Source organism: Baaleninema sp., assembly GCF_049974805.1.
GTDB lineage: Bacteria > Cyanobacteriota > Cyanobacteriia > Cyanobacteriales > Geitlerinemataceae > Baaleninema.
The window spans coordinates 29,889-55,575 of record NZ_JBNGCO010000004.1 but is presented as its reverse complement, the minus strand read 5'-3'; the positions used below and the strand labels follow the sequence as shown (position 1 = coordinate 55,575).

The window sequence follows — 25,687 nt, the reverse complement described above, 5'->3', positions numbered from 1 at the left end:
TTTAGTTTTTTTGAGGTCAGCACTTCTGCATTTATCGGACAAAAAAATTAGTTTATTATTGCTAAATTTAGACGAAAATCACGTAATTTTGTTAAAAACTGGGTTTATGCGTCATTTATAGGTATTTTCAAAAAGTCATGAAAAATCGATTAAATTCAGGATATTTAAATTAGATGTCGGGGTTTTGTGGTTCGTAAAAACACGAATTTTTACGTAAAAACGCTGAGCTTAAAACACTGAGGTAAAAACACAGAGGTAAAAACACGGAAGCGAAGTTTGAGAAGAAGTGGAAATCGCCACTTCAGGGAGTTGGGTGCGATCGCACGGACGGCAACGGCGGCTCGAGTGGGTTCGCCGGTGAGTAGTCCTCTTCCTCGAGAGCCGTGCGGGTCGAATCTGGGGTACCGATCGCGAGGTGGGGAAGCAGTTCTAAAATGCGATCGCTCGGAATAGCCAAACTCGAGCGCCGCAACACCGCTCGCACCGAGTCTTCCGGCCGCGTTCCATCAGGGTAAATATAAGGATCGCCCCACAGAGGATCGGCGTGAATCCCGTTAATGGCGACCACTTCTCCAGCGAGATTGAGAACCGGACCCCCACTCATCCCTTTTTCAACCGCATTGGTATACCCAAGTTGATAGCCCTCTTCCAGGGCGCGATCGAGCCGTAAAGAGACTTCCCCTTCCGTGAATTTAAACCCGTCCGTTAACGCTTCCGCATCGCCTCGATCGCCGCTTTCCGTTTGTAAGGGAAAGCCCACCGCCACCGTCGGCGTTCCCACCAAAAGCCCAGTAGAAGAGCCAAATTCAGCGATCGCGTAAGATTGGGAACTTTGGAATTCCAGCAACGCCAAATCGTAAGATTCGAGGCTCGGTTCCCGGCGTTCTCGAGCCGCATAGGTTTGCTCATCAGGAGTTTGCACCTGCGGCGTATCGTCCGTGCGATCGAGGACGTGGCGGTTAGTCACCACGAGGTAAGTGTCCCCTTGGCGAGCCACGATAATCCCCGTTCCCCACCCATGTCCCGAAAAGACTTTCACCGAGATGGCGCGAGCCACATCGTACAAACACGCCTCGCAGAGAACCGGAAAAACCGGGGCTTCCGGCTGCAGAACCTCTTGCCAGTTTTCGAGGAGTCGGTGTCGAAACGCCGCAGAAGTTTGCCAAGTGGAAACGGACTCCATCGCGGGAGAGTCCTCCACCGGAGCGCCCTCTGAAGGCGCTTCCACGGCTATACTGCCACCCGAAACCGTAGCGGCTACGGCCGCCACCAGCATGCGAGCGGCGATCGAGACGTTTACCACAGCGGCTCTAACTCCTGTCTAGTACTATTTTCAGTCCCATTGTCCGTTGGCCGTTGCTCGGGTTTCTCAGGCCGAAACCGTTGAGACGGCGGCGAGGGAGCGTTGGAGTCGGCGACGGGACGGTTAACGGGACTCGGGAGACTAATGCGGGTGGCATTTTGCGGAATTTGCAAGTTCACGAACAGTTGAATCTCGTTCGTCGCCGCATTCGTCCCGTCGGGAAACGGCAAAATGGCCACACAGTAACCCGCTTGCGGCGCAGTATTTTCATTGCCGGGAGTACCGGGAAAGCAAAAGACGGGATGTCCGTTCATCTGCCCCAGCATCATAGACGGGGGCGGTTCCGGCCTCGTCGGAGTCGGTTGTGAGACCGTTTGCGCTTCGGCTGCGGTCGAGACCAGCAAACTCAACAACGGCAACCAAGCGAACCGAGCGATCGTCAGGGGGAAGCGAAAGTAACACACGATAGGGGTTCCTCTGAGACGGAGTTTTTGGAGCAGCGAAGCCTCCGGAGAGGGGGAGAGGAGGAGCAAGGAAGACACTGTTCCCTGTTCCCTAAAAAATTAGGGAATTTGCCAAATGCGAACAGTTCCGTCTTCGCTGGCACTGACGAGGGAACCGTTCGGGTTGAAGGCGATCGCTCGGACAGTTCGGAGTCCGCCCACTTCAACGCCTCGGTACTGTCCGGTTTGGGTGTCCCAGAGAGCGATCGCCCCCGTTCCGGTGCTGGCCGTCTGCAAGCCGACCGCTACGAGATCGTCGTTCCCGAAGGCGACGGCATGGGCTGCCCAACCACCCCGTCCGTGCTGGATTTCGCTTCCGGTGTCGGTTTGCCAAATTTTCAGTTCCCCTTCAAAGTCGCAACTGGCCAGGCGATCGCCCGTACTGTCGAAAGAGATAGACTGTACCAATTCCCCATGGCCGATCAAGGTTTGCAGAACCGTGCCGTTGGCGAGATTCCACAATTTGATTTTGCGATCGCCGCCGCTGCTGGCCAGAATGCGCCCGTTGGGATGTACCGCCAGGGTCGTTGTGCCGCCGAGATGTCCGCCGAGAGAGTTCCGAAGCCGACCGGTTCGCACGTCCCACACTTCAATTTGTCCGTCGCGACGACCGACGATAAATTGTTGTCCCGTAGGGTTGAAGGTGACAGAGAGGGCCGATGGCGAGTCTCGGTTCCCTAGGGTATGCCGTAGAGATTGCGATCGCAGGTCCCACACCCGCGCCGTTTTGTCGCTGCTGCCGCTTCCTAACAACGCACCGTTAGGACTGAAGGCCAGGGATTCCACCTGACTTTCATGGCCGGTCAGGCGAGCTACGAGATCGCCGTTGCTGTCCCACAGGTAAATCGTGCCGCTTTCGCCACCTCCGGCGATCGACGAACCGTCGGGACTCACGGCCAGGGCGCGAATGTTTTCCCCAGCTTCAATGGTCGCTTCCACGTTCAGACTCGTCTGCGGGAGATGACTGATACTTTTGGGCAATCCCGAAGAAGCCCGAGCGACCGTTGGCTCCGGTGCTGGAACCCTCTGGGTTTCCACAGGTGGCGGCGTGGGGTCTCGTCGCGAGGAACTGGGAACGTTCGCCGCCGCCTCGATTTGGTGATCGCGGCCGCCCCCTTCGAGGAGCGCCACTTGGTAACCCGTGGGTTCGAACGACTCGAGGAGTTCTTCCCCCCGTTGGCGGTCGGCGCGAGCGGCCTCAATTTCCCCGATGAGGTCGCGTACTTCGCTGCGGCGGAAATAGGCGAAGGGGTTGTCCGGACTCAGTTCGATCGCCCGGGCTGCGTCGAGGTTGGCTGGGCGGTATTGTTGCAGTTCGGCGTAGCTGACCCCCCGCAGCCCGTAGGCTTCGGCGAAGTTGTTGCGCAGTTCGATGGCGCGGGTGTAATCGGCGATGGCGCGATCGTAGTCTCTTCGCTGGGCGTAGCTGGCACCTCGTAGCAGATAGGCCACCGAAAAGTTGGAATCGCGATCGATGGCGTCGCTGGCGTCGGCGATCGCTTCCCGGTAGTCTTGCCGAGCAAAGTAGGCGTAACCCCGACCGGTCAGGGCTTCAGCAGAATCGGGGTTGAAGAACAAGCCTTGATTGAAATCCGCCATCGCGCCCCGATAGTCTCCTTGCGCCAGTTTTTGACGCCCTCGCGCGGCCATGGCTTCGGCCGAGCCTTCGAGAAAGCGGGCGATGGGAATGCCCCAGTTGATGCCTTCTTTGAGTCGAACGGTTTCTCCGTTGATTTCGAGTGCTTGGCCGTCGGCGGAGCCGTGCATGGCGACGAGTTCGCCGTTTTCGTCGAACACCGGGCCGCCGCTCATTCCGGCATTGGTGACGTTGGTATAGCCGATTTCGTAACCCCCGGTTTGAAGGTCGAAGCTCGACACTTGACCGGGGGTAAAGGTAAATCGTCCTTGTCCTTCACCAGGAAGCCATCCCGCGACGTAAATGGAGGTTCCCAAGCGCACGGCGTCGCTGGCGATTTCGGCGGTGTCGTAACTACTGGAACTGCTGAAGGAGACGAGCGCCATGTCGTAGTTACCGAGGGTAACGAGATCGATGGCGTTGAAGGAATAGCGTTGACCGTCGGGGGCGACGATTTGCCAGCGTCCGGAACTATCGTTGAAAGTATGGAGGGCTGTGAGAACGTAGTAGGTGTTGTCTTGTCGGCTGACGATGACCCCGGAGGCGTCGGGTTGGTTGTTGCGATCGATGCGAACGGTTACGCTTTGGGCAATTTCGGCGACGCGCTCGCCATCGGCCACGGCCACCGTCGCACTCAGGCAAACGATCGCGCTGACGCCGAGTAGGGACGGGATAAATCGGTTAGGCAGCATAACCGTACCTTGGGGGCGAAGTTGGCAGAGTCGAGAGGGATAGGTTCGGCGGATACATGGCAGCTCTCTTGCAGCTCGATTGCAGATACATCGAAGAAACGGGCAGGATAGCGATCGCAGCGATCGCCCCTACCCCGTAACGCTTACATAGCAGAATCGCTTTCCGTGCCAGAACCAAACGACACGGAGCGCCCTCGAGCGCCGCGATCTTTGCCCGATCGCGATCGAAACTCGCGATCGCGCGGTTTCAACACCCTTTTGAGGGTTTTAGAAAGCGTAATCTGCGGGTTCGGAATCTTGCAGTTGCAGCAACAGTTGGTTGAAGTCGATGTAAGACGAACTACCGTCGACGCTTTCATACAGAGCTGACGCCGCTCGGGTGCGAACGTTCGTCAAATCCAGCAGAGCTTGGTTGGGATCGGTACCCGGTTTCAACGTAAACAACAGGCGATCGCAACCCCCCGCAGCGTTGCTCGTGCAGACGACGGGTTGGTTGTTCATGTAGCCCCCTCGTAATTGATTGAGGGAACCGTCTTGATAGTAGGTCTCGAACCGCTCCGAGACCAAGTCACATCGCACTTCCGGCGTGTATCCCGAGGACTCGAAATAACTCGATTCCCAGACAATAACAGGAACTGCCGTTCCGCTGCGGGTGTGGGCGACTGTCGCCGGATAGCCGTTGCTTGTCCCACAGGAAAAGCGTCGAGCTTGAGCGGCGGCCGGTTCGGCTACGACGGCTGTTGTCGCCAGAACCAGGGAGGCTGCGGCAGCCATATGGGTTAAAAACTTAGCGTTCATGATGAATTTAATCTCATTGACTTGTCAATCTGTCGGATTTCTGGGTCGCTAAAATCTGGGTCGCTAAAATAGTCGCGTCACAATACTTGTTGGCTTCGCGTTGGGGTCGCGTCCGAAGGAAAGTTCAGCAGACTTCCCCTCTATTATTCTCTCGCCCCTTTCACCCCAAAAATTACGGGAACGAGGCTTTTTCTTAAATATTCTTTACATCAATAGATCTTACCCCGATTTTACTAAACCCAATCTCAGGGATCGACCGTAAATTTACGGAAAGGTCGTTCGTAACTTCTCCGGCAACATCGCGAGGGAGGGTCTGAGAGGGAGATTCTGGTGGCAAATCCCCTCGAGGCTGACGTGCGGCGTACAGGGTCAGCCCTTTCGCGGTTTGAGGTAGAATCTAAAAACATGGGTTTCCCGTCTTGCGATGGCCAAACTTCGGATAACATCAGACACCGAATAAGGGTATCCCTGGGAAGCAATTCTCGGAACCGAACCTCAACTGCGGTGGGACGCACCGTAGAAGCTTTCTGGGGGAGCGGCCGCGTCTGGGTAACGGTAATCCCGGTCCTCACGGAAGCGAGAACCACGCCCCGTCTCATACGGGTGTGAGAGCGCCCTACCTGTCGTACACCGCACCACCCATCGGCCCCCGATCGGAGTCAATTGGCAGTGTCATGTTTATTCTGAAAAGGCAGGATGTTGAAATTACCGGGGTACAACACCCCAAAACAGGTCAGCAAGTTCCTGTCCTCAAATATCAGGGACAAACGTTTCGCTTGATTAGCGTGTTCAACGCCAATCAAGCCGAAGAAGCGAGAACGTTTTGGCGGGATTTAACCGACAATCGAGGAAAAGCCTGTGTCCTGCTTGAAGAACCCGATCGATATAGCGTTTGGGGGAAAGTCCGGATCGAACAACTTAGCGATGAGGGTTCGGGGAGCGGCATGGCGGCAGCCCCGTCGTTTACACAGGCATCGCTCTTGTTGTTACAAGCCGTCTATTTCGATGTTGAAGACTTGTTGGGCAACCGACAAGCCAGCGCCTTTGAAAAAGAGATCGCCCAAGTGTTCCAACAGTGGAACTTTCCCCAAGCCACTTCCGCTGACGAAATCGGCAACTTACTCGAACGCGATCCCCTCGAAAGCAGTCAGGTGCCGCCGTGGCAGGAACACCACCTCAACACCCTCCTGCAAGAACTGCACCGTCTCGGCAAGGAGTATTTCGGCAACCCCACCTTTGTCGAACGAGCGATCGACGCCTTGCAAGACTTACCCGAAACCGACCGGGAGCAGTTTATCAACTGGATGAACCAATCGCCCCTGGGTAAACTCTGGGCGACTGCTTGAAGATTGTTTGAGTCGAGAGGTTGTCATGCCGGGGAATGTGAAAATTGAGGAGAGAAGGGGGCGTGCGGTCTTGATCGCCTATCGGTCCGAGGCATCTCGGGCGGGTTCGCCCCGCTTTTCCACATTGGTTGTTAGCCACGAAACGTTCTTATGAGCTCTACTTCCGAAAAAGCTGAAAAAGCAGGCGGCATCAAGTCGTTGTTATCGACACCCGTTCTGGTGTCCGCCGCAGTCACCTGGGGGGTGGGATCGCTGCTGTTCTTTCTACTGTTCAGCGTGACCCTTCCCGGTGAAGGCCGTCCCTTTTGGTACGGAATCGGCACTCTAGTCTTAGAACAAGTTGCCTTTCTGTTTGCGGGAATTCTCTGTTTGCGAAATAGCTTCAGCAACCAAATCGTCAGCGGTCGAAACGTCTGGTTGGGAATGGGACTGGGGTTGTTGTCCTACTTCGTGGGCAACCTCTTCTTTAGCTGGTGGGAACTCTACTGGGAATTGAGTCCGGCCGTTTCCCCTGGGGATTTGTTCTACGTGATCAGTTACCTCTGTTTGACAGTGGGCATGATTTTAGCGGTGCGATCGCGCCGCTTGAACCTGGAACTGTGGCAGTGGGGCGTGACCCTGGCCATTGCCGTGGCCGGGATCGCCTTTGCCGCTTGGGTGTCCTATCCCTTCGACTTCCTCAGTAGCGCCCCGGCAGTCGAAGATGCCGTGGTGGCCATCGAACCGGCCCGTCCGGCGCCGGAATGGGTCATCGGTTTGGAAAAACAACTCGATCCCCTCGGTCCGCCTCTCAACCTGTTGTACGTCTTCTTAGACGTATTGCTGCTGATTATCGCGGCCGTGTTACTGTTAGCCTTCTGGGGCGGGCGGTTTTCCCAATCTTGGCGCATGATCGCGGCGGCGGCGTTTTCGCTGTATATCGCCGATATGTGGTTTAAGTACGCCGATAAAAACATTCCCGATTACGAAAGTGGCGACTTGCTCGAAGTCTTCTTTATCTTTACCGGGGTCTTCTTTGCGATCGGCGCTTTACTCGAATACGATGTTTCGACGCGATCGGTATCCCGAGGCAGTCGTCGCCGCCGGGGATCGGCCTCTTAAAAGTCCCCGATTTCCCCCAGTCCAGGGGACGGCTTTCGCGGACGCCGGATGGCCGGTTCGGTTTTCGGTTCTTGGAGGGGGAGAGGAAACCCTGTAACGATCGGAGGGAAACGAGTACAGCGATCGCGCGGACGGTTAGAAACCTGAAAGGCAGGGAACGCCTTCTCTCTCTCTCGACGCCACCAGTTCCACGCTTGGCGACTCACGGGAGCGGGGCAGGCGATCGAAACCGATATTCCCGGGTTTTCTGTAGACTGAAGCGTTCTGACGACCCCTCAAGCGAAGCGGGTTGCCTCCTTTTGTCCCCTCCCAGAGCTATCCTCGAGTTTTTTAACCTAGTAACTACAGAATGAGTGCCAAAAAACTATCTGATGCTGATAAAAAGGAAATCCTCGAGCAGTACCGACAACCGGGCGAAACGACTTCGACACTGGCTAGACGGTACAGCGTAAGCAACTCGACGATCTCTCGCTTGCTCAAAAGCAGCTTTTCCCCCGACGAATACGAACAGCTCATCCAACAAAAACGGGCGTTGCGATCGAACTCGGGACAGCGGACGTCCGCACGGGAAACGCCCCAACCTGCTAAGTCCCCCTCTGAGGACGGCGAACAACTCAGTCTCGAGGTGGGGGTCAAACCTCGGCGACGTCGTCGCAAGCGCGTCGTGAGTCGTGCTGAAGAAAGCCGGGAGGACAGTCGTGAGGAAAGCCGGGAGCCAAGCCGCAAGGTCGAAGCGCCCGTATTGCGTCACGAGTTGGCGCCCGAGAAATCTTCGCCTCCTCCCACGCCGACGCCATCTCCGAGTCCGGAAAAACCCAAACTGCGAGGGACGACACCTCCGTTAACCGTTTCTCCTCTAGCAGAGGCAACGTTGCCGAAAACCTGCTATTTGGTGGTCGATCGCGCCTCGGAACTGATCGCGCGACCCCTTAAAGAGTTCGACGATCTCGGTCCGATTCCTACCGAGGAAGTGTCGGCGAAAACCCTGCCAGTGTTCGACAACCATCGTGTGGCGCGACGCTTTGCCAATCGCAGCCAGCGGGTGATGAAAGTCCCCGATAGCCGAATGTTGCATAAAGTCGGCTCTCATTTACAAGCCAAAGGGATTACCCGGATTTTCTTCGACGGTCACGTTTATTCGCTTTGAGACTTATTTGGAAGTCGCGGCGATGGCGATCGCGCCTCCAACGAGTCCTCCCACCCCGGCAAAGGTTAACAGGGTGCCTAGGGGGATTTCGATGGATTCCCATGCGAGAAATCGCAGGGAAACGGGGGTAGCGTTGCCGATGGCCAGGCCGGCGATGGCGATCGCCCAAATTGCCGTGACGAGAGCGGCGGCGAGAAAGGATATACGATTCATAGGTTTTCGGGTCGGACAGAGCGCCATCGGGCGCTCTTGAAAGTATTTTCAACCAAGTATGTTCAACGTTCGAGTTCTTCGATTTGCTGTTCTCGTTCCTGGTTGCGGTCTTTCGGTTTCAACCAATCGGGCCACAAGCCCACTAAAAAGGTACGGCTTTGATAGCTGGCATTTCGCATCGGTTGCGGTAAAAATTCCCAGCGATCGCCATCGACAATAAAGAGGACAGCGAGAACGACAACTGCCCAAAATCCAATTTTCTTCGCGTTCATAAACTTTTTGCTCGAACGATAGAGTCGTTTTGCTCCTAGAGTACCGTTTGAGGCGGGCGAAACTGACACCACTGCCGAGATCGTTCGAGTTGCGCCGCCACTTGTAACAGGGTGGCTTCGGCGCCCGGTTTGCCCACAAGCTGCACGCTCAAGGGAAGTCCGCGACCGTCAAACCCGGCGGGAACGGCGATCGAAGGTTGTCCGGAGGCGTTAAAGGGCGGACAGGGAAGAATCCAGTTCGTTACGGCGTCGAGAACGGCGTCTGGCGACAACTGCGCCCATTCTCCCACGCGCACCGTCGGATGGAGGTATGTCGGTAATACCAATAGGTCGAATTTCTCGAAAAACCCCACGAGCGATCGCGCCAAAACCTGTAACTGCGCCTGCGCCTGCAAGACTTCCGCCACGGTTCCCACTTGCGACATCAGCCAGCGATTCACCGGACTCAGGGCTTCCGGCGGCAGTCCCGTGGACGCCACGGCCGCTGCGAAAATATGCCGAAACGGTTCGACGAGGGGACGAAAATCGGGACAGCCGGGTTGGATGCGATGGCCGAAGCTTTCAAGCTGCGTTGCCGTGTCTTCGACGGCTTGACGGCATTGGGTTTCGATGTCCCAACCGGGAATTTCAGTCGCGACCGCGACGCGCAGGGAGGGAGGCGATTGCGTGGCGGCTTCTAGAAACGGCGTTTCCGGGGCTGGCAACCAATAGAGATCGCCGATAACGTAACCGGACATCACGTCTAACATTGCCGCTGCGTCCGCTACGGTTCGGGTTAGGGGCCCCGCCGTGGCCATGCCCATTAAATGTTCTCCGGCTGGGGCTTGAGAAATACGACCTCGGGACGGTTTGAGTCCCACTAAGCCGCAACAGGCCGCCGGACCGCGCACCGACCCGCCGCCGTCGGAACCGTGGGCGACCGGACACAGCCCCGCCGCGACGGCGGCCGCCGCCCCACCACTCGAGCCGCCTGGGGTATAGTCGAGATTCCAGGGATTGCGGGCGGGGGGAAATCCTGGCGGTTCGGTAAAGGGCATCGACCCGAGTTCGGAGGTGGCGGTTTTTCCCAGCATATTGAATCCCGCAGCTTCGAGTTTGGTGACGACGGCGGCCGTCACGGGGGGGATGCGATCGCGCAAGACGGCCGCCCCCCGCGTGCAGGGAATGTCTTTGACGGGGGTGAGGTCTTTAATGGAAATGGGAACGCCGAAAAACGGCGGTAAGCTTTTGAGGTCGTCGGTTTGAGCGAGGGTTTCGGTTTGGGCTTTGGCCAGAGCCAAGGCGCGATCGCTCGTGACGGTGAAGAAGGCGCCGAGGCGAGGGTTTTCGCGTTCGATGCGATCGAGATACAGTTGCGTTAGTTCGAGGGGCGAAACGACCCGTTGTCGTATCAGTTGTGACAGTTCGAGGGCAGGGGTAAAAGCCAGATCGGTAGAATTCATAGAAGATTGAAGATAAAAGACAGCTCGAGTGGTTGCGCCTACGGCATCAGTGTACGATCGCCCGTCTTTCGTCTCGAGTTGGCGATCGCACACTTGTTTCACCGTCCTCGCCAGAATGCCCTAGGAACGGACGGGAAACCCCCTGTGACGCATCTTTTGCTGTCTTTCTGTTACAGACAGTTGGCCAACTGTCACACGATCGCCCGTTCCTCGACGCCGATACTCGATCGAATTTGATAGAGTTGGGGTGAGAAAGTTTTCAAATCTTTCATGAAACGCACTCTTGCTGCTTTACTCTCGGCCTTCGGCTTCGTTTGCTTTCAAGGAAACGCGATCGCGCAAGAATACGAAGGATGTTTCCTCATCGACCCCGCCGGAAACATTATCGATTTAGGGGATCTCTGTCCGAGTAACCCCCCGCCTGCAGCCGCCGAACCCACCTCGACGCCAAGCCCTACTCGAACCTCCGCCAATGTCGCCCAAGTTCCGATTGTTCGGCGGATGAGCGGTATTCCCGTCGTTCACGTGAACTTCAACGGCGGTCAACGCTTCGAGATGTTACTCGATACGGGGGCGAGTAATACGGTCATTACCCAAGAGATGGCGAGACGTTTACAAGTGGAACGGGTGGGTAACATCCAAATCGATACGGCCAGCCAACGGAACGTCAACGCTGAGGTCGGACTGATTTCTTCGATGGAACTCGGGGGAATTGTGGCTCGTAACGTTCCGGTGACGATCGCTCCGGAAACCCTCGAGATCGGACTCCTCGGACAGGATTTTTTCGGACGGTACGATTTGACGGTTCGGGAAAACGTTATTGAATTTGCTCGACGGAATTAGAGGATTTTAACTCCAATCTTCTTCGTCTTTTTTGTTAGACCCGACTTTAAAAATGCGACCGTTCGCGTGGAGTTTTCGGGTTTTTTCAAATAAGGTTTCTTCGTCGAGATTCCATTGTTTTAAAATGCGATCGAGGTCAGCTTGGATATCTCGAGCGCCGGGAAATCCGTTATAGCGAATTCGCAATCGCGCTAGTTCGGCGAGGTTGTAATCGTTGGCTTCTCCGGTTAAGAGGGCGTTGACGGAGGCGCGATCGCTTTTGGCTTGGGGATGTTGTTGGTCGGGCATTTTACAGCGAACAGTTAACAGTAAACAGTGAGCGGCGAACCGTAAAAATTTAGCCGTTAAGACTTAAATGGGAAACGTTTTTTGCTCGTCGAGAGTAGTTATGGCAAAAAACAGACAAAATCGACTTAAACCCTTGCATATGCAGAAAATTTTAGACAAGAAACCGTAATATCTATCAAAGTCTCTTTTGGCGAAATCTAAAAACTTTACCTGATAAAGGTTCTAGCGGATTGGTGTATCTCAAACGTCATGTTCAGTCCCCAATAACCCGTTTTTAAAAAATGTTTTGAGTGGCTATAATTTGAAAATTAGGTTCTACATAACCAAGTCGGAAGAGCCGAAAATTGATGGGTGCATCTCAAAAATGTAAATTTATCAGATCGGAGTCTCTACACTGAATTGAGCTGTTGTTGGGTTTCGCTATCGCTCCACCCAAACTACCGCAAACTCATATTTTTACAAAAGTGAGATGCACCCAAATTGATTCCCTTCGATCGCCTGTTCTTTACCATATTAAATCATTATTGTCAAGCTTGGAAAACGGCATTTTTGAAAGAACTGTCCGAATTTCCGGAAGGTTCGATCGCTCGGTAAAGGGTATCTCGTTGTTGGGGAACGCGGGAGAGCGATCGAATGGCATTTTCGAGGGTTTCCGGCTCCATACAAGTCCCGCCTCGGGCGCCGGCCATGGTGGTGATGTGTTCTTCCATCAGCGTCCCGCCGATATCGTTACAGCCCCAGTTGAGGGCTTCGCTGGCGCCGGCTAAGCCCAATTTCACCCAACTCGGTTGGTGGTTGGGAATCCAATTTCCCAAGCACAACCGCGCTACTGCTGTTAATAATAGAGCCTCGGCGAGAACGGGTTGGTCTCGTCCGACACGGCGACGCAGGGGGGCGGGGGCGTCTTGTCCGATAAAGGGTAACAGAATAAACTCGGTGATGCGGGCGGGAGAGTTGCCAACGATCGCTCGTTCTTGAAGCGATCGCAACGTCAACAAATGCTCGATTTGCTGTTGTGGCGTTTCGATATGACCCGAGAGCATGGTACTGGTGGTATGAACTCCCAGGCGGTGGGCAGTTTCGACGATTTCCAACCAAGTGGCCGTATCGATTTTTTCCGGACAAATCACCTGACGCACCCTGTCGTCGAGGACTTCTGCGGCGGTTCCCGGCATCGAACCCAAACCCGCATCTCGTAACGTCGCGATGACTGTTTCGTAACTAATGCCGTCTTCGCGGGCGATAAACTGTACTTCTTGCGGAGAAAAAGCGTGTAAATGGAGGTCGGGAAATTCCGCTTTAATGGTGCGAACCAAACGAACGTAATACTTTAAGGACGTACCGCCTTCTTTGGCTTTAGGATGGAGTCCCCCTTGCATACAAATTTCGCTGGCACCGCGACGGACGGCTTCGGCGGTTTTCTCCAAAATCGCCCCCATATCCAGCCAGTAAGCCCCGTCTTTGCCCTCGTCGCGACGAAACGCGCAAAAGCTACAATGCTGCTCGCAGATGTTGGTAAAGTTGATGTTGCGGTTGACCACGTAGGTCACCGTATCGCCCACTTGCTGCTGTCGCAGTTCATCGGCCGCGTCGCGAATCGCCGCGATCGCTTGGGGATCGGTTTGTTGGAGAAGCGTTACGCCGTCTTCAACCGTTAAGGGGACGCGGGACACCGCGCGATCGAGAATCGCGTTGACGATGTTGGGGGAGGTTGCGTTGGAAGTGGGTTGAGTCGTCACGGGATGAGGGCGAATTCTAACAGCCTTGCGATCGATTATGCCAAAAATTCTTTGATTTCACCGCCCGTTCGTTACGCTTGCTAATGTTGAAATCCCTGTTTGCTCGCCTCAAACCCTATCTCAAAACCTATTTGCGTTGGGTCGTTCTCGGGGCGACGCTGTTTTTTCTGGCGCAAACCCTCAAAAGTAATTGGCAAGAGGTGGCTGAAATCCGATTGCGCGATCGCGGCGGCAGTTTTCTCGTTCTCGCCTTTGGCGTCACGATGCTGGCACATACTTGGTCCGGTTGGGTGTGGGGCTGGATTCTGCGCGAGTGCGACCAATCCGTATCGATGCTTTGGGCGACGCGAGTATTTTTGAAAACCAACGTGGCCAAGTATCTCCCGGGGAATATTTGGCATTTTTACGGCCGGATTCGCGAAGCCACTCAAATCGGACTGTCGGTGATGGCCGCCACCGCCAGCGTGGTGTTGGAGGCGTTGTTGATGGCGGCGTCGGCGTTGCCGATGGTGGCCTTGGCACTGCCGGGCCATCGCGCAGATTTGTCGGTGGTGGCGTTGGCGGCGGTTCTGGTGGGGATTCACCCGCGATGGCTCAATCCGGTTCTCGAACGCCTCGAACGGGTGAAATTGAAAGGCAAACTGTCGGACAATCCACTGTTTCGGATGCGACGCTATCCGTTACGTCCTCTGTTGGGCGAGGTGGCATTTGTGGGGTTGCGCGGTTTGGGGTTTTTGCTGGCTTGGGCGGCGATCACACCCTGGGAGATCGATCGCCTGTCGTTAGTGTTTGGGGGGTTTAGTTTAGCCTGGTTGTTGGGATTGGTGATTCCCGGCGCCCCCGGAGGGATTGGCGTGTTTGAAGCGACCGCCGTCGCCGTGTTAGATGGGGAGTTTCCAGCGGTGACGGTGTTGGCAGCGGTGGCGCTGTATCGTTTGATTAGCGTGGCAGCGGAAGCGTTGGGGGCAGGGTTGGCGGTGGCGTTGGAAGGGTTGCGCGATCGTCGGCGATCTGACTGAAAATCGGTTGGGCCAACTGCGGTGGTCAACTCGGTTTTAAGTCTTCAGCAGCGCGTTTGAGAGGCGCGAGAAGCGACAGAGACACATTTAAACGATTCAGAGGATGTTCGTCTTTACCCGCAGCTTTCGGACCGTGATAGTCGCTTCCGCCTGTGGCGATTAAACCATAGCGATCGCACAGTTCCAGCAAACGGCGACGTTGAGAACTGCGGTGATGGGGGTGATACACTTCGATTCCCATCAATCCGGCTTCCACCAGTTCCGGTAACACAGTTTCCACCTCGCCGCCGCGAAAGAGATAGGGATGCGCCCAAACGGGAACGCCGCCGCACTTCCGCAACAGTTGAATTCCTTCGCGGGCGGTGAATTTGGGATAGCTGACGTAAGCGGGTTTATCGTCGCCGAGAAAGCGATCGAACGCTTCTTCCATCGATCGCACGTATCCCGCCTCGACCATTGCGTTCGCCAAGTGGGGGCGACTGGGGGCGACGCCTTCCCCCAACTCCGGTAAAGTGATGGGATAGCCCATGTTGGCTAAATTTTCCGCCATTTTTCGCGCCCGCCACCATCGCCCGTCGAGACGATCGCGCAACGGAACTTCCAAGGCCTCGCGATCGGGATAAAATCCCAAAACGTGCAAGGAGCGATCGCAGTGAACCGTACTCAACTCCACGCCGGGAACGATTTCGAGATCGCGCGATCGCGCCGCTGCTTCAGCTTCGTCCCAACCGGAAAGGGTATCGTGGTCGGTAATTGCCAAGGCTTTGACCCCAGCCGACACCGCCGCCTCCACCAGTTGCGTGGGGGTCAGGGTTCCGTCAGAATATGTCGTGTGACAGTGAAGTTCGAGCATCGTGCGCCTTCCAACCGTGCGATCGAATCGTTCACTTCTAGCTTAATGGAGCCAGCCGTGGAGCAAACAACGCCCAGTATCATTTCCCCCGACATCCCCGCAGATGCCGAAACCCAAGTTTCGACCTTGAAACTCGGCGTTCTCGCCTCGGGTAGCGGTACGAACTTCGAGGCGTTAGTGCAAGCGATCGCAGATGGAAAACTGCGAGCTGAAATTCCCGTTCTCATTTATAACAAACCCGGCGCAGCAGTCGCCGCTCGCGCCCAACGCTGGGGAATTCCCGCGATTTTAATCGACCATCGCAAATATCAAAGCCGCGAAGCCTTCGATTTCGATATCGCCCAAACCCTCAGTCAGTACGGCGTTGAATGGGTCGTCATGGCGGGATGGATGCGCCGCATTACCGAAGTGCTGCTCGATCGCTATCCCGATCGCGTCATCAACATTCATCCGAGTTTGCTTCCCAGTTTTCCGGGGTTACATGCTGTCGAACAAGCCCTGAACTCCGGCGTCAAAATCACCGGATGCACCGTTCACATCGCCCGTTTGAAAGTCGATAGCGGCCCGATTCTCATTCAAGCCGCCGTTCCGATTCTCCCCGACGATACCCCCGAAACCCTACACGCCAGAATCCAAGTTCAAGAACACGAAATTTTCCATCGCGGGATTCAGATTGCAGCCATGCAAGCCAGTTGAGGGGTTGATGGGGCGATCGGATCGGGGGATGGGGACAGGAGGAGCCAAGGCTCAGTGGTGTAGAAAAGTCCTGAAACCCTTATTAGAAAAGATATCGCCGTAGTTGCCCCCCCCCAATCTCCGATCGGGAAATGGCTGCCGGAGATCCCCGGCATCTCCAAGATGCCGGGGATCTGGATCGAACCCCAATACATATTTTGTCTATTTTGTCAATCCCCCGAAGCTCGGGAGGCAACACCGGGTTTCTCCACCGACAACTGCGTAACTACGGTTACTGTCAAGGTTTCCCTTCCCCGTTCCCGGGGTCTGCTGCTTCTCTCTCCAGAATGCGTATCATGGGAAAAGAGCAGTACGCTGTAACGCCCAGCCAAGCCAACAATGCCCCAATATCCTGGAATTTCTAGCGAAGCCTTTCGCCACCCCCTCGATCGCGAAGCGGAAGAAACCCTGCGAAATCTACCCGGTTTCGACATGGTGGCGAAAAAGTTTGTCGAGTTCGTCTACGAACGCCCCCAATCGGTGTTTAAGATGGGCAACTCGATCGAGGTGGGGCCTCGCCAATATTCGACGGTATATCACATTTTCCGCGAGTGCGTTCGGGATTTAGATCTCGCCCCGGAACCGCTGCTGTTTGTCGCCCAAGATCCCCAACTCAACGCCTATTCCCTCGGTCAAGACCATCCCTCGATGACGTTGAATTCGGGATTGTTAGACGCCACAGACGAGGCGCAATTGCGGACGGTTATCGCTCACGAACTCGGTCATATTAAATGCGGCCACACGATTTTGATTCAAATGGCGTTGTGGGCGATTTCGACGGCCATGTTCGTGGGTGAAATGACCTTCGGGTTGGGAAACGCCATCGGAAGCGGCTTGATTTATGCCTTCTACGAGTGGCGGCGCAAAGCCGAACTTTCTGCCGATCGCGCGGCGTTGCTGGCCACGGACGACCTCGACAACGTGATGCAGACGATGATGGTTATGGCGGGGGGAAGTCGCAAGTACGCTCACGAAATGAGCTTGAAGGAGTTCGTTCGCCAGTCGGAACGCTATCAAGACCTCGATCGCGACAATCTCAATCAAATTTACAAGTTTTTGCTTTATAACGGCGCTCAAGGCATCGCCTTTACCCATCCGTTTGCCGTCGAGCGGTTGTACTATTTGCGAGAGTGGGCCGACTCGTCGGAATACCGCCAAATTAAAGCCGGAAATTACCAGCGAGACGAGGCTCGCGGGGCGGTGGACGCCAACCCAACCCCGGAAAGTCAAACGGAAAGCTTGCGCCGCCAAATTGAGGAACTCAAACGGGAAATCGAACGGGAAAAGGCAAAGCGAGAGGGCGCTTAAGGGCGATCTCTCCCCCGAACAACTCCGAAATCCAGAGTTCTTAGGAGTGACGCAGAAACCTGGTTGTTGACGAGATTCGCTCGGAAAAACCGGGTTTCTTGACTGACAAGTACCTGACTCTGGCGAGAATCCGGCACAGTGGAAGGGGAAGCGATCGCGGAGGCGACGGACTTGAAGCCATCAAACCTCTTAAAATATAAAGATCGGTGACATTCCAACTCGATCGCTACCCTACGTTATGGCTTTTTCGTCCGTCGTTCGTACCCTCGTCCAAACTCAACTTACCCGAGAACTTCACGGTCGTCTCCGGCGAGACGGCCGTTTAAAACTCGACGGGATTCCTCGGTTTCCCAAAGGTCTCGTGGCCTCGGCCCTGGCCACCGACTTCGACGATAAGCCTACCTCTTCCCAAACTCCCGCCTCTCAACCCCTGTGCGTCATCGCCGCCACCCTGGAAGAAGCCGGACGCTGGGCGGCGCAACTGGCGGAAATGGACTGGAAAACCGTCCTCTTTTACCCCACCACCGAAGCCTCTCCCTACGATAGCCTCGATGGAAACCTCGGCGACAAACGCCGCGAAGGATCGGACGAAATGACCTGGGGACAAATGCAAGTGTTGTCCGACCTGGTTCGCAGCGACAACACCTCGAAAATTGCCGTCGTCGCCACGCAACGGGCGTTACAACCCCATCTCCCGCCCCGAGATATCTTTTCCTCCCTCTGTCTGACGCTACAACCGGGGATGGAACTGGACTTAAATACCCTTTCAACTCGCCTCACCGAATTGGGATACGAACGAGTCTCTCTGGTCGAAACGGAAGGACAGTGGAGTCGTCGCGGCGATATCGTGGATTTGTTCCCCGTTTCGGCAGAACTCCCGGTGCGATTAGAGTTTTTCGGGGACGAGTTGGAAAAAATGCGGGAATTCGACCCCGGCAGTCAGCGATCTCTTGACAAAATACCCCAATGTGTGCTAACACCGACGAGTTTCGGGGCGGCGGTTCCCATCGAAGATGAGGAGGTTCCAGAAAATCTCACCAAAACCGCCCTGTTGGGGGTCGCCTTCGACAAACCCGCCTGTTTGCTGGATTACCTGCCCGAAAATACCCTTCTGGCCCTGGACGAACCGGAAGCCTGTCGCGCCCACTGCGATCGCTGGACCGAACACGCCCAACAGGAATTCAACCTTCACCGACAGAGTTTCGGCGACCTCCAACCGCTTCACCGCAGTTTTGACGACTGTTTGGCGGAGGGCGATCGCTTCCTGCGCTTAGAACTGTCCGAACTCGTCGAAACTACTCGCGAAGCCACCGATCTCGCCAGTCGTCCCCTTCCCATCACGCCCCACCAATTCGCCAAACTCGCCGACATTCTCCGGGGCGAACGCGATCGCGGCTTCTCCATTTTCCTCGTCTCCGCCCAACCCAGTCGCACTGTCGCCCTCCTCCAAGAACACGACTGTCCCGCCCAGTTCGTCCCCAACCCCAAAGACTTCCCAGCCATCGGACGACTGCAAACCCACCATACCCCCGTCGCCCTCAAATACTCCGGACAAGCCGAACTCGAAGGCTTCATCCTTCCCACCCTGCGCCTGGTGGTCGTCACCGACCGCGAATTTTTCGGACAACACGCCCTGGCCACCCCCAGTTACGTCCGCAAACGCCGCCGGGCCGCCTCTAAACAAGTCGATCCCAACCAACTGCAACCGGGAGATTACGTCGTTCACAAAAACCACGGCGTCGGTCAGTTCGTCAAACTCGAAAGCCTCACCGTCAACCAGGAAACTCGCGAATATCTGGTGTTGAAATACGCTGACGGGACGCTTCGGGTGGCCGCCGATCGCGTGAATTTACTCTCTCGCTATCGCCACACGGGAAGCGGACGCCCCCAACTCAACAAGATGTCGGGGAAAACTTGGGAACGCACCAAAAACAAAGTTCGCAAAGCTGTTAAAAAAGTCGCTGTCGATTTGCTGAAACTCTACGCCCAGCGATCGAAACAGCAAGGCTTCGCCTATCCCAACGATGCCCCTTGGCAACAGGAACTTGAAGACTCTTTCCCCTACCAACCCACCCCCGACCAACTCAAAGCGACTCAAGATGTCAAACGGGACATGGAGAGCGATCGACCCATGGACCGACTCGTCTGCGGCGATGTGGGGTTCGGGAAAACCGAAGTGGCGATTCGGGCAATTTTCAAAGCCGTCACCGCCGGAAAACAAGTGGCACTTCTGGCCCCGACGACGATTCTCACTCAGCAACACTACCACACCCTCAAAGAACGCTTCGCCCCCTACCCGATTCAAGTGGGGTTACTCAACCGCTTCCGCACCGCCGAGGAACGCAAAGCGATTTCGCAACGCCTCGCGACGGGCGAGTTAGATGTGGTGGTGGGAACCCATCGCCTCCTCGGGAAAACCATCAAATTTAAGGATTTGGGGCTGTTGGTGGTGGACGAAGAACAGCGGTTCGGCGTCAGTCAGAAGGAGAAAATTAAATCCCTTAAAACTCAGGTGGATGTTTTGACGCTGACGGCGACGCCGATTCCCCGCACCTTATATATGTCTCTCTCGGGAATTCGCGAGATGAGTTTGATTACGACGCCGCCCCCGTCTCGTCGCCCCATTAAAACTCATTTAGCCCCGTTTGAATGGGAAACGGTCAGAAGTGCAGTCTGTCAGGAACTCGATCGCGGCGGACAGGTGTTTTACGTGGTGCCTCGGGTCGAGGGTATCGAGGAAACCTCGGCGCAAATTCGGGAAATGGTTCCTAACGCCCGCATTGCGATCGCCCACGGTCAGATGGACGCTTCGGAATTGGAATCGGTGATGTTGGGCTTCAGTTCTGGGGAAGCGGATGTTTTGGTTTGTACTACTATCGTCGAGTCCGGGTTGGACATTCCCCGGGTCAACACGATTTTGATTGAAGACGCCCATCGCTTTGGATTGTCTCAACTGTACCAGTTGCGCGGTCGCGTGGGACGGGCGGGGATTCAAGCCCATGCTTGGTTGTTTTACAGTCGTCGATCGAAACTGTCTGACGCCGCACAGAAGCGGTTGCGGGCGTTACAGGAGTTCAGCCAGTTGGGTTCGGGATATCAACTGGCGGTGCGCGATATGGAAATTCGCGGCGTGGGAAATCTCCTCGGGGCGGAACAGTCGGGTCAGATGAACGCCATCGGCTTCGATTTGTATATGGAGATGTTGCAAGAGGAGATTCAGGAAATTCAGGGTCAGGAAATTCCCAAGGTGGACGACACGCAAATCGACCTCAACCTCACGGCGTTTATTCCCAGCGATTATATTCGGGATATCGATCGCAAGATGAGCGCCTATCGCAGCGTCGCCACCGCCCAGTCTTCTGAAGAGTTGGGACAAATCGCCGCCGATTGGCGGGATTGTTACGGGCCGCTTCCCAAGGGCGTCAGTCAGTTGTTGCGGGTGATGGAACTTAAGCAAATCGCCAAGAAACTGGGCTTTTCCCGCATCAAACCGGAAGGGAAACAGCATGTGGTTTTGGAAACGCCGATGGAAGAGCCAGCTTGGAAGCTGCTGAAGGAACATTTACCGTCTCACCTACACTCGCGGTTCCTGTACAGTTCGGGGAAAGTCACGGTTCGCGGTTTGGGGGTGTTGTCGCCGGACAAGCAACTCGACAGTTTGATTCAGTGGTTGGACGCTATGTCTCCGGCGTTGGAGAAGCAGTCTGAGGCGGCGTTGGCGGCGTTGGCGGAGTAGTCCAATTCTTGTTTCTCTCGACCTCCTCCTCATCTCCCTAAGCGATTGGGAATTCCTTCGCAACCGCCGGGGATGGTTTGGCGCGTCTTCTCGCCGCCCCAGGCGCAACAGTAATATCGCTGGGCGTCGGACATTCGCTGTACGTCGGTAAAGTCGGCGTCTTCGACAACCGCCCCCGTCTGTTCTCCGGTTTGGTAGTTCGGCGGTTCGGTTCGACTGCGGGGGGTGGCGGTTTCGGCGGTTCCGTAAAACAAACGGGTTCCTTTTAAATCTACTCCGGTTAAATTGGCTTCGTAGAGGATCGATCGAGCCAAATTCGCTTTGACGAGATCGCAGTGACTCAAATTCGCTCGTACCATGTTCGCATCGCTGAGGTCTGTCCAACGTAAATCGGTCTGTTCGAGGTTCGCCGCCGCCAACATCACCCCTAAGTCGATAACTCGGGTACCGTAGGCGCGATCTTCGGCGTAGCCCCCCGCCCCGTCGAGAATGGGACGCCCTAGGCGGAGATCGCGTTTTAGGGGCGTTAGCAGTCGCGATTGCGATAAAAACCGCAGGATTTTCGCTTTTCCGGCCGCATCGACGCTGCTGAGAATGGCGGCGGTTCGCCCTTCGGCGATCGCCCGTTCTTGCGGCCAGTCTTCGAGTAATCCTTCGTCGTTGAGGGTTAAGTCGGATACTCCTTGAAAGTAAGCGTCGATGGTTTGTTGTTGGGTGATGCGGTTTTGTTGAATGGTTAGATCCCGTGAAATGACGTACTGTTGCCACGCCACGTACACGGCGAGGATGGCGATCGCGATTTGTCCTAACGCTCCGACGATTTCTCCGAGGGCGCCTACGGCGTCCCAGTTGATTTGAATGGCGCGGGTTCCCTGCTGGTTGGAGGTACTCAGCATCAGGAGTCCTGTGGCGGCGGCCAGCAGTCCTAAAATGGCGATGATGAGTTTGCGCCAGGGTTCGGGAACCAGTTGCGTCCAGAGTTTCGCCCAACTCGGTAGCAGCAACACTAACGACACCAGCAAACTCGCCAGCGATCCTGTTAGCGCCAACCACAGGCTATCGATCGCCAGTCCGATGATGGTAATTACGATCGACCCTAAAACGATGGCGCTGGGATATTTTTGTAATAAAAATATTGTTTGCGATCGGGTTTCAATTTGAGAAGAGGTCGCTGAGGGGGGATTTGCGGGCGATCGATCCGAGGTTGCTTCGCCTGAAACCTCTACTCTGTCTAACTTAGACTCGCTTTGTTGTGGCAACGAATTCCGGTTGGGTTCCTGATTCATTGATGGTTAGATTTGTAGATAGGCGGTTAAAGCGTCAGACTCTTCTGTAAGAAATGCCAGAAATGTAAACGAACCTGTATTAATTTAAAGACAAGTTAAATTTATTGAATATTTCCGTATTCTTGCGGTACTCTAAAACTATAGAAAGTGCTAAGCACGCCCGTTTAAAACCTCTAGCCGCCGTTTCCATAATAAGGCTAGTTCATAACAAAACCATGCCCGCCCAGACTGAAATCCGAACAGCCTGGGCGGGTTAAATTTTAAGATTGGATATAATCGTTCTATTCCAGAAGAGACGCTGGCGATGGAACATCTAGAGCAATACTATCGAGTGTTGGGACTAGAACCGGGGGCATCGATCGAAGAGATCGATCGCGCCTACAGAGACTTGGCATTCGTCTGGCATCCCGATCGCATTCCCGGCGAAAACGCACGACTCCAATACAAAGCCCAAGAAACCCTCAAATCCATCAACGACGCCCGCGATCGCCTGCGATCGTTCCATCGTAACGGACATCGCAGCGGAGATCGCAACGGACATCAAAACGGATATCGATCGCCCACCTCGCCGCCGAAACCGCCCCCACCGCCGCCCCATTACCATCACCATCACCACCATCACCACCATCGCGGCTACCGACGCCCCCACACCCGCGACTACTGCAACGCTGACTTACACGGGGCGAACTTTCGGGAAAAAGACTTATCCGGGCGCAACCTGGAAGGGGCGAACCTCGTCGAAGCCAATCTCAGCGATGCCTTCATGCATCGCGTCAACCTCGCCGGGGCGAACCTCGCCGGGGCGAATCTGTTTCGCGCCAACCTCCTCGAAGCCGATCTCAGTTACGCCATTCTGCGAGAAGCCAATCTCATCGGTGCCGATTTAAGCGGGGCGGATTTGACGGGGGCGGATTTAACCGGGGCGAAGGTGGGAACGGGAAACCGACTCCTCGTTAAACTGACGGGGGCAGATTTAACAGGCCTCATCCTCCCAGACGGTAGAATTTACCAGTAACTCGATCGATCTGTTCGTTCTCGTCCGTTCGTCCATGATTGCACTGCCTTCTCTCTCCTCCAATATTCCCAAGCGTCTGGCTGAGGAATTTTCCCTGTCCCTTTCCCAAGTTCAAAACGCCCTCGAGTTGTGGAACGAAGGGGCGACAGTTCCCTTTATCGCCCGGTATCGGAAAGAACGCACCGGGGAAATGACGGAAGTGCAGCTGCGGGAACTGTTCGATCGCGCCGCCTATTTAAAGGAACTCGACGATCGCAAAACCACGATTCTCGAAGCCATCGAACAACAAGGAAAACTCACAGAGGCATTGCGAGACAAGATTCTTCAATGTTCCCAGAAAACGGAACTCGAAGATCTCTATCTTCCCTATCGCCCCAAACGCCGCACTCGCGCCACCATCGCCCGAGAACGAGGGTTAGAACCCCTGGCGACGGCGATCGCATCGCACAACACGCCCCAAAGCCGCGCCATCGATTTATACGCAGAAGCCGCAAAATACCTCAACCCGGAACAGAAAATCGCCACCGCCGAAGACGCCTTAAAAGGCGCGTCGGATATCCTCGCCGAAGCCATCTCCGAAAACGCCGAATTGCGATCGCACCTGCGAGAAATCTTCCTCAAAGACGGATTCTTTACCTCTGGCGTCAAAAAAGACTATCCCGAAGGAAGTACCAAATACGAAACCTATCGCGATTATCAAATTTCCCTGCGTAAAATCGCCCCTCACAACGTTTTAGCCCTGTTGCGCGGAGAACGGGAAGGGATTTTAGACGTGAAACTCACCGCCGACGACGATCACATTCTCGCCCATCTCGAATCCCAGATCCTTCATACCCGAGATCGATCGCTCCGTCAGTTTTACCAAAACCTCATCAAAGACGCCTACACCCGCCTCCTCAAACCTTCGATCGTCAACGGCGTTATCGCAGAAGTCAAAACCCAAGCCGACGAAGCCTCCGTCAAAACCTTTGAAGCCAACCTGCGGGCGTTGTTACTCGCCCCCCCAGCAGGGCGCAAACCCACCCTAGGAATCGATCCCGGCTTCCGAACCGGATGCAAAGTCGCCGCCCTCGACGATACCGGAAAATTCCTTGAATACCAAGCCATTTTCCCCCACCAATCCCAAACCAAACGGGAAGCCGCCGCCAAAACCCTGACGCAGTTGATTCGACGCCACCATATCCAACTGATCGCCATCGGAAACGGAACCGCCAGCCGAGAAACCGATCGCTTCGTCGGCGAAGTGTTGAAAAGCTTGCAAAACCCCCCCGTCAAAGTCATGGTGAACGAATCCGGGGCGTCGGTGTATTCCGCCAGCGAAGTGGCGATCGCAGAATTTCCCGATCTCGACGTTACCGTGAGGGGGGCGATTAGCATCGCGCGACGGTTACAAGATCCCCTCGCGGAATTGGTGAAAATCGATCCCAAATCCATCGGCGTGGGACAATACCAACACGATGTCGACCAAAAGTTACTCAAACAGAAACTCGAGGAAACCGTCGAAAGCTGCGTCAACTATGTCGGCGTCGATCTCAACACCGCCTCCAACGCCCTGTTAACCTCGGTTTCGGGATTGTCGGCGTCGGTGGCGAACAATATCGTCGCCTATCGAGATAAAAACGGCGCCTTTTCCAACCGCCGCCAACTGTTAAAAGTGCCGAAATTAGGTCCGAAAGCCTTCGAGTTATCGGCGGGATTTTTACGCATTCGCGATGGGGAGAATCCTTTGGATAATACGGCGGTTCACCCGGAAAGTTACAGCGTCGTGAAATCGATCGCCCAGGATTTGCAGTTGTCGTTGGAACAACCCGAAGCCATCGCCCAACAATTGAAGGCGATCGATCTCAAAAAATATACCACCGACAGCATTGGCGAACCCACATTACGGGATATTTTATCCGAATTGGAAAAACCCGGACGCGATCCCCGCGACGAATTTACCTACGCCACCTTCAAAGAAGGAATCGACGAAATTTCCGATTTAAAAGAAGGAATGGTTTTAGAAGGCGTCGTTACCAACGTCGCCAATTTCGGCGCCTTCGTCGATATCGGCGTCCATCAAGACGGCTTAGTTCATATTTCCCAACTCGCCAACCGTTTCGTCAAAGATCCCAATACCGTCGTGAAAGTCGGCGAAGTGGTGAAAGTTAAAGTCTTAGATATCAACGAGAAATTAAAGCGAATTAGCTTGTCGATGAAAGCCCTCGAATAAATCCCAACCCTCTTTCCTCCTTCTCAGATGTAGTGAGGCTTTCGTTCCCTACCCCTTCGCCATGCAAGTCCCTAAACCCCCTTGACCGAATACCCGGCTGGGGGGTAAAATAATCTTGTATTAAATTTTGTATTGAATTCTATTGAAAACTTTATTTTAAAAAATTAACTAAAATTAACTTTTTGGGTCGCTCGCGGAAT

The 25,687-nt window shown here is 55.0% G+C and carries 21 protein-coding genes; 10 read left to right on the top strand and 11 right to left on the bottom strand.

The features are described from left to right. Window positions 1-301: 301 nt before the first annotated feature. The 4 genes from ACP5D4_RS01735 to ACP5D4_RS01720 form a co-directional block, all read right to left on the bottom strand. Complete coding sequence (locus ACP5D4_RS01735; protein WP_428009892.1) at window positions 302-1,303, bottom strand: S1 family peptidase; 1,002 nt, start codon at window positions 1,301-1,303, stop codon at window positions 302-304. Then, window positions 1,297-1,845, bottom strand: coding sequence for a hypothetical protein (locus ACP5D4_RS01730; protein ID WP_428009891.1), 549 nt, complete (start codon window positions 1,843-1,845; stop codon window positions 1,297-1,299). Before ACP5D4_RS01730 ends, ACP5D4_RS01735 begins: the two co-directional genes overlap by 7 nt. A 21-nt stretch (window positions 1,846-1,866) precedes the next feature. Next, a complete protein-coding gene (locus tag ACP5D4_RS01725; RefSeq protein ID WP_428009890.1) occupies window positions 1,867-4,134 on the bottom strand; it encodes a trypsin-like peptidase domain-containing protein in 2,268 nt (755 codons plus the stop codon). Between the two features lie 267 nt (window positions 4,135-4,401). After that, entirely contained in the window at window positions 4,402-4,932 is a 531-nt protein-coding gene (locus ACP5D4_RS01720; protein ID WP_428009889.1) for a COP23 domain-containing protein, read from the bottom strand. Between the two features lie 674 nt (window positions 4,933-5,606). On the opposite strand from ACP5D4_RS01720, the gene ACP5D4_RS01715 reads away from it, so the two are divergent. From ACP5D4_RS01715 to ACP5D4_RS01705, 3 genes are all read left to right on the top strand, one after another. Further along, window positions 5,607-6,278, top strand: coding sequence for an Npun_F0813 family protein (locus tag ACP5D4_RS01715; protein ID WP_428009888.1), 672 nt, complete (start codon window positions 5,607-5,609; stop codon window positions 6,276-6,278). Window positions 6,279-6,428: 150 nt separating this feature from the next. Continuing rightward, entirely contained in the window at window positions 6,429-7,379 is a 951-nt protein-coding gene (locus ACP5D4_RS01710; protein ID WP_428009887.1) for a hypothetical protein, read from the top strand. A 349-nt stretch (window positions 7,380-7,728) separates the two neighbouring features. Beyond that, window positions 7,729-8,526 carry a transposase gene (locus ACP5D4_RS01705; protein ID WP_428009886.1) on the top strand — a complete coding sequence of 266 codons (798 nt, stop codon included), beginning with the start codon at window positions 7,729-7,731 and terminating at the stop codon, window positions 8,524-8,526. 3 nt (window positions 8,527-8,529) lie between these two features. Here the strand turns inward: ACP5D4_RS01705 and ACP5D4_RS01700 are convergent, their stop codons facing one another. The 3 genes from ACP5D4_RS01700 to ACP5D4_RS01690 all read right to left on the bottom strand — a co-directional run bounded on the left by ACP5D4_RS01700 (window position 8,530) and on the right by ACP5D4_RS01690 (window position 10,453). Further along, window positions 8,530-8,739, bottom strand: coding sequence for a hypothetical protein (locus tag ACP5D4_RS01700; protein WP_428009885.1), 210 nt, complete (start codon window positions 8,737-8,739; stop codon window positions 8,530-8,532). 62 nt (window positions 8,740-8,801) lie between these two features. Further along, complete coding sequence (locus tag ACP5D4_RS01695; RefSeq protein ID WP_428009884.1) at window positions 8,802-9,011, bottom strand: hypothetical protein; 210 nt, start codon at window positions 9,009-9,011, stop codon at window positions 8,802-8,804. 35 nt (window positions 9,012-9,046) lie between these two features. Next, a complete protein-coding gene (locus ACP5D4_RS01690) occupies window positions 9,047-10,453 on the bottom strand; it encodes an amidase (protein WP_428009917.1) in 1,407 nt (468 codons plus the stop codon). Between the two features lie 270 nt (window positions 10,454-10,723). Here ACP5D4_RS01690 and ACP5D4_RS01685 point away from each other — a divergent pair, with 270 nt between their 5' ends. After that, window positions 10,724-11,296, top strand: coding sequence for a retropepsin-like aspartic protease family protein (locus ACP5D4_RS01685; protein ID WP_428009883.1), 573 nt, complete (start codon window positions 10,724-10,726; stop codon window positions 11,294-11,296). A 6-nt stretch (window positions 11,297-11,302) separates the two neighbouring features. Here the strand turns inward: ACP5D4_RS01685 and ACP5D4_RS01680 are convergent, their stop codons facing one another. Next, entirely contained in the window at window positions 11,303-11,584 is a 282-nt protein-coding gene (locus tag ACP5D4_RS01680) for a DUF3288 family protein (RefSeq protein ID WP_428009882.1), read from the bottom strand. Window positions 11,585-12,111: 527 nt separating this feature from the next. Then, the gene (cofH, locus tag ACP5D4_RS01675; protein WP_428009881.1) at window positions 12,112-13,323 is read right to left on the bottom strand and encodes a 7,8-didemethyl-8-hydroxy-5-deazariboflavin synthase subunit CofH; all 1,212 of its coding nucleotides are present in this window, start codon (window positions 13,321-13,323) and stop codon (window positions 12,112-12,114) included. A gap of 83 nt (window positions 13,324-13,406) precedes the next feature. Here cofH and ACP5D4_RS01670 point away from each other — a divergent pair, with 83 nt between their 5' ends. After that, window positions 13,407-14,342 carry a lysylphosphatidylglycerol synthase transmembrane domain-containing protein gene (locus tag ACP5D4_RS01670; RefSeq protein WP_428009880.1) on the top strand — a complete coding sequence of 312 codons (936 nt, stop codon included), beginning with the start codon at window positions 13,407-13,409 and terminating at the stop codon, window positions 14,340-14,342. Window positions 14,343-14,367: 25 nt separating this feature from the next. Here ACP5D4_RS01670 and ACP5D4_RS01665 read toward each other — a convergent pair whose 3' ends face one another. Beyond that, the gene (locus ACP5D4_RS01665; protein ID WP_428009879.1) at window positions 14,368-15,195 is read right to left on the bottom strand and encodes a PHP domain-containing protein; all 828 of its coding nucleotides are present in this window, start codon (window positions 15,193-15,195) and stop codon (window positions 14,368-14,370) included. 45 nt (window positions 15,196-15,240) lie between these two features. On the opposite strand from ACP5D4_RS01665, the gene purN reads away from it, so the two are divergent. From purN to mfd, 3 genes are all read left to right on the top strand, one after another. Then, window positions 15,241-15,891 (top strand): phosphoribosylglycinamide formyltransferase, encoded by a 651-nt coding sequence (purN, locus tag ACP5D4_RS01660; RefSeq protein ID WP_428009878.1) that lies wholly within the window; start codon window positions 15,241-15,243, stop codon window positions 15,889-15,891. 378 nt (window positions 15,892-16,269) lie between these two features. Next, window positions 16,270-17,238, top strand: coding sequence for a M48 family metallopeptidase (locus ACP5D4_RS01655; protein ID WP_428009877.1), 969 nt, complete (start codon window positions 16,270-16,272; stop codon window positions 17,236-17,238). 238 nt (window positions 17,239-17,476) lie between these two features. Further along, the gene (gene mfd / locus ACP5D4_RS01650; protein WP_428009876.1) at window positions 17,477-20,974 is read left to right on the top strand and encodes a transcription-repair coupling factor; all 3,498 of its coding nucleotides are present in this window, start codon (window positions 17,477-17,479) and stop codon (window positions 20,972-20,974) included. Window positions 20,975-21,003: 29 nt separating this feature from the next. On the opposite strand, the gene ACP5D4_RS01645 is transcribed toward mfd, so the two are convergent. Beyond that, window positions 21,004-22,260, bottom strand: coding sequence for a pentapeptide repeat-containing protein (locus ACP5D4_RS01645; RefSeq protein ID WP_428009875.1), 1,257 nt, complete (start codon window positions 22,258-22,260; stop codon window positions 21,004-21,006). Between the two features lie 304 nt (window positions 22,261-22,564). On the opposite strand from ACP5D4_RS01645, the gene ACP5D4_RS01640 reads away from it, so the two are divergent. Beyond that, window positions 22,565-23,275 (top strand): pentapeptide repeat-containing protein, encoded by a 711-nt coding sequence (locus tag ACP5D4_RS01640; protein WP_428009874.1) that lies wholly within the window; start codon window positions 22,565-22,567, stop codon window positions 23,273-23,275. A 34-nt stretch (window positions 23,276-23,309) separates the two neighbouring features. Beyond that, window positions 23,310-25,487, top strand: a complete 2,178-nt coding sequence (locus ACP5D4_RS01635) for a Tex family protein (RefSeq protein ID WP_428009873.1) — start codon at window positions 23,310-23,312, stop codon at window positions 25,485-25,487. Window positions 25,488-25,687: the final 200 nt, after the last annotated feature.

What these genes read in the sequence shown, in the direction of transcription:
- ACP5D4_RS01725 (WP_428009890.1), bottom strand. Translation starts at nt 4,134, where the DNA reads ATGCTGCCTAACCGATTTATCCCGTCCCTACTCGGCGTCAGCGCGATC.
- ACP5D4_RS01705 (WP_428009886.1), top strand. Translation starts at nt 7,729, where the DNA reads ATGAGTGCCAAAAAACTATCTGATGCTGATAAAAAGGAAATCCTCGAG.
- ACP5D4_RS01640 (WP_428009874.1), top strand. Translation starts at nt 22,565, where the DNA reads ATGGAACATCTAGAGCAATACTATCGAGTGTTGGGACTAGAACCGGGG.
- ACP5D4_RS01700 (WP_428009885.1), bottom strand. Translation starts at nt 8,739, where the DNA reads ATGAATCGTATATCCTTTCTCGCCGCCGCTCTCGTCACGGCAATTTGG.
- ACP5D4_RS01695 (WP_428009884.1), bottom strand. Translation starts at nt 9,011, where the DNA reads ATGAACGCGAAGAAAATTGGATTTTGGGCAGTTGTCGTTCTCGCTGTC.
- ACP5D4_RS01680 (WP_428009882.1), bottom strand. Translation starts at nt 11,584, where the DNA reads ATGCCCGACCAACAACATCCCCAAGCCAAAAGCGATCGCGCCTCCGTC.
- ACP5D4_RS01665 (WP_428009879.1), bottom strand. Translation starts at nt 15,195, where the DNA reads ATGCTCGAACTTCACTGTCACACGACATATTCTGACGGAACCCTGACC.
- ACP5D4_RS01715 (WP_428009888.1), top strand. Translation starts at nt 5,607, where the DNA reads ATGTTTATTCTGAAAAGGCAGGATGTTGAAATTACCGGGGTACAACAC.
- mfd (WP_428009876.1), top strand. Translation starts at nt 17,477, where the DNA reads ATGGCTTTTTCGTCCGTCGTTCGTACCCTCGTCCAAACTCAACTTACC.
- ACP5D4_RS01670 (WP_428009880.1), top strand. Translation starts at nt 13,407, where the DNA reads ATGTTGAAATCCCTGTTTGCTCGCCTCAAACCCTATCTCAAAACCTAT.
- ACP5D4_RS01720 (WP_428009889.1), bottom strand. Translation starts at nt 4,932, where the DNA reads ATGAACGCTAAGTTTTTAACCCATATGGCTGCCGCAGCCTCCCTGGTT.
- ACP5D4_RS01685 (WP_428009883.1), top strand. Translation starts at nt 10,724, where the DNA reads ATGAAACGCACTCTTGCTGCTTTACTCTCGGCCTTCGGCTTCGTTTGC.
- ACP5D4_RS01645 (WP_428009875.1), bottom strand. Translation starts at nt 22,260, where the DNA reads ATGAATCAGGAACCCAACCGGAATTCGTTGCCACAACAAAGCGAGTCT.
- ACP5D4_RS01690 (WP_428009917.1), bottom strand. Translation starts at nt 10,453, where the DNA reads ATGAATTCTACCGATCTGGCTTTTACCCCTGCCCTCGAACTGTCACAA.
- ACP5D4_RS01635 (WP_428009873.1), top strand. Translation starts at nt 23,310, where the DNA reads ATGATTGCACTGCCTTCTCTCTCCTCCAATATTCCCAAGCGTCTGGCT.
- purN (WP_428009878.1), top strand. Translation starts at nt 15,241, where the DNA reads ATGGAGCCAGCCGTGGAGCAAACAACGCCCAGTATCATTTCCCCCGAC.
- ACP5D4_RS01655 (WP_428009877.1), top strand. Translation starts at nt 16,270, where the DNA reads ATGCCCCAATATCCTGGAATTTCTAGCGAAGCCTTTCGCCACCCCCTC.
- ACP5D4_RS01710 (WP_428009887.1), top strand. Translation starts at nt 6,429, where the DNA reads ATGAGCTCTACTTCCGAAAAAGCTGAAAAAGCAGGCGGCATCAAGTCG.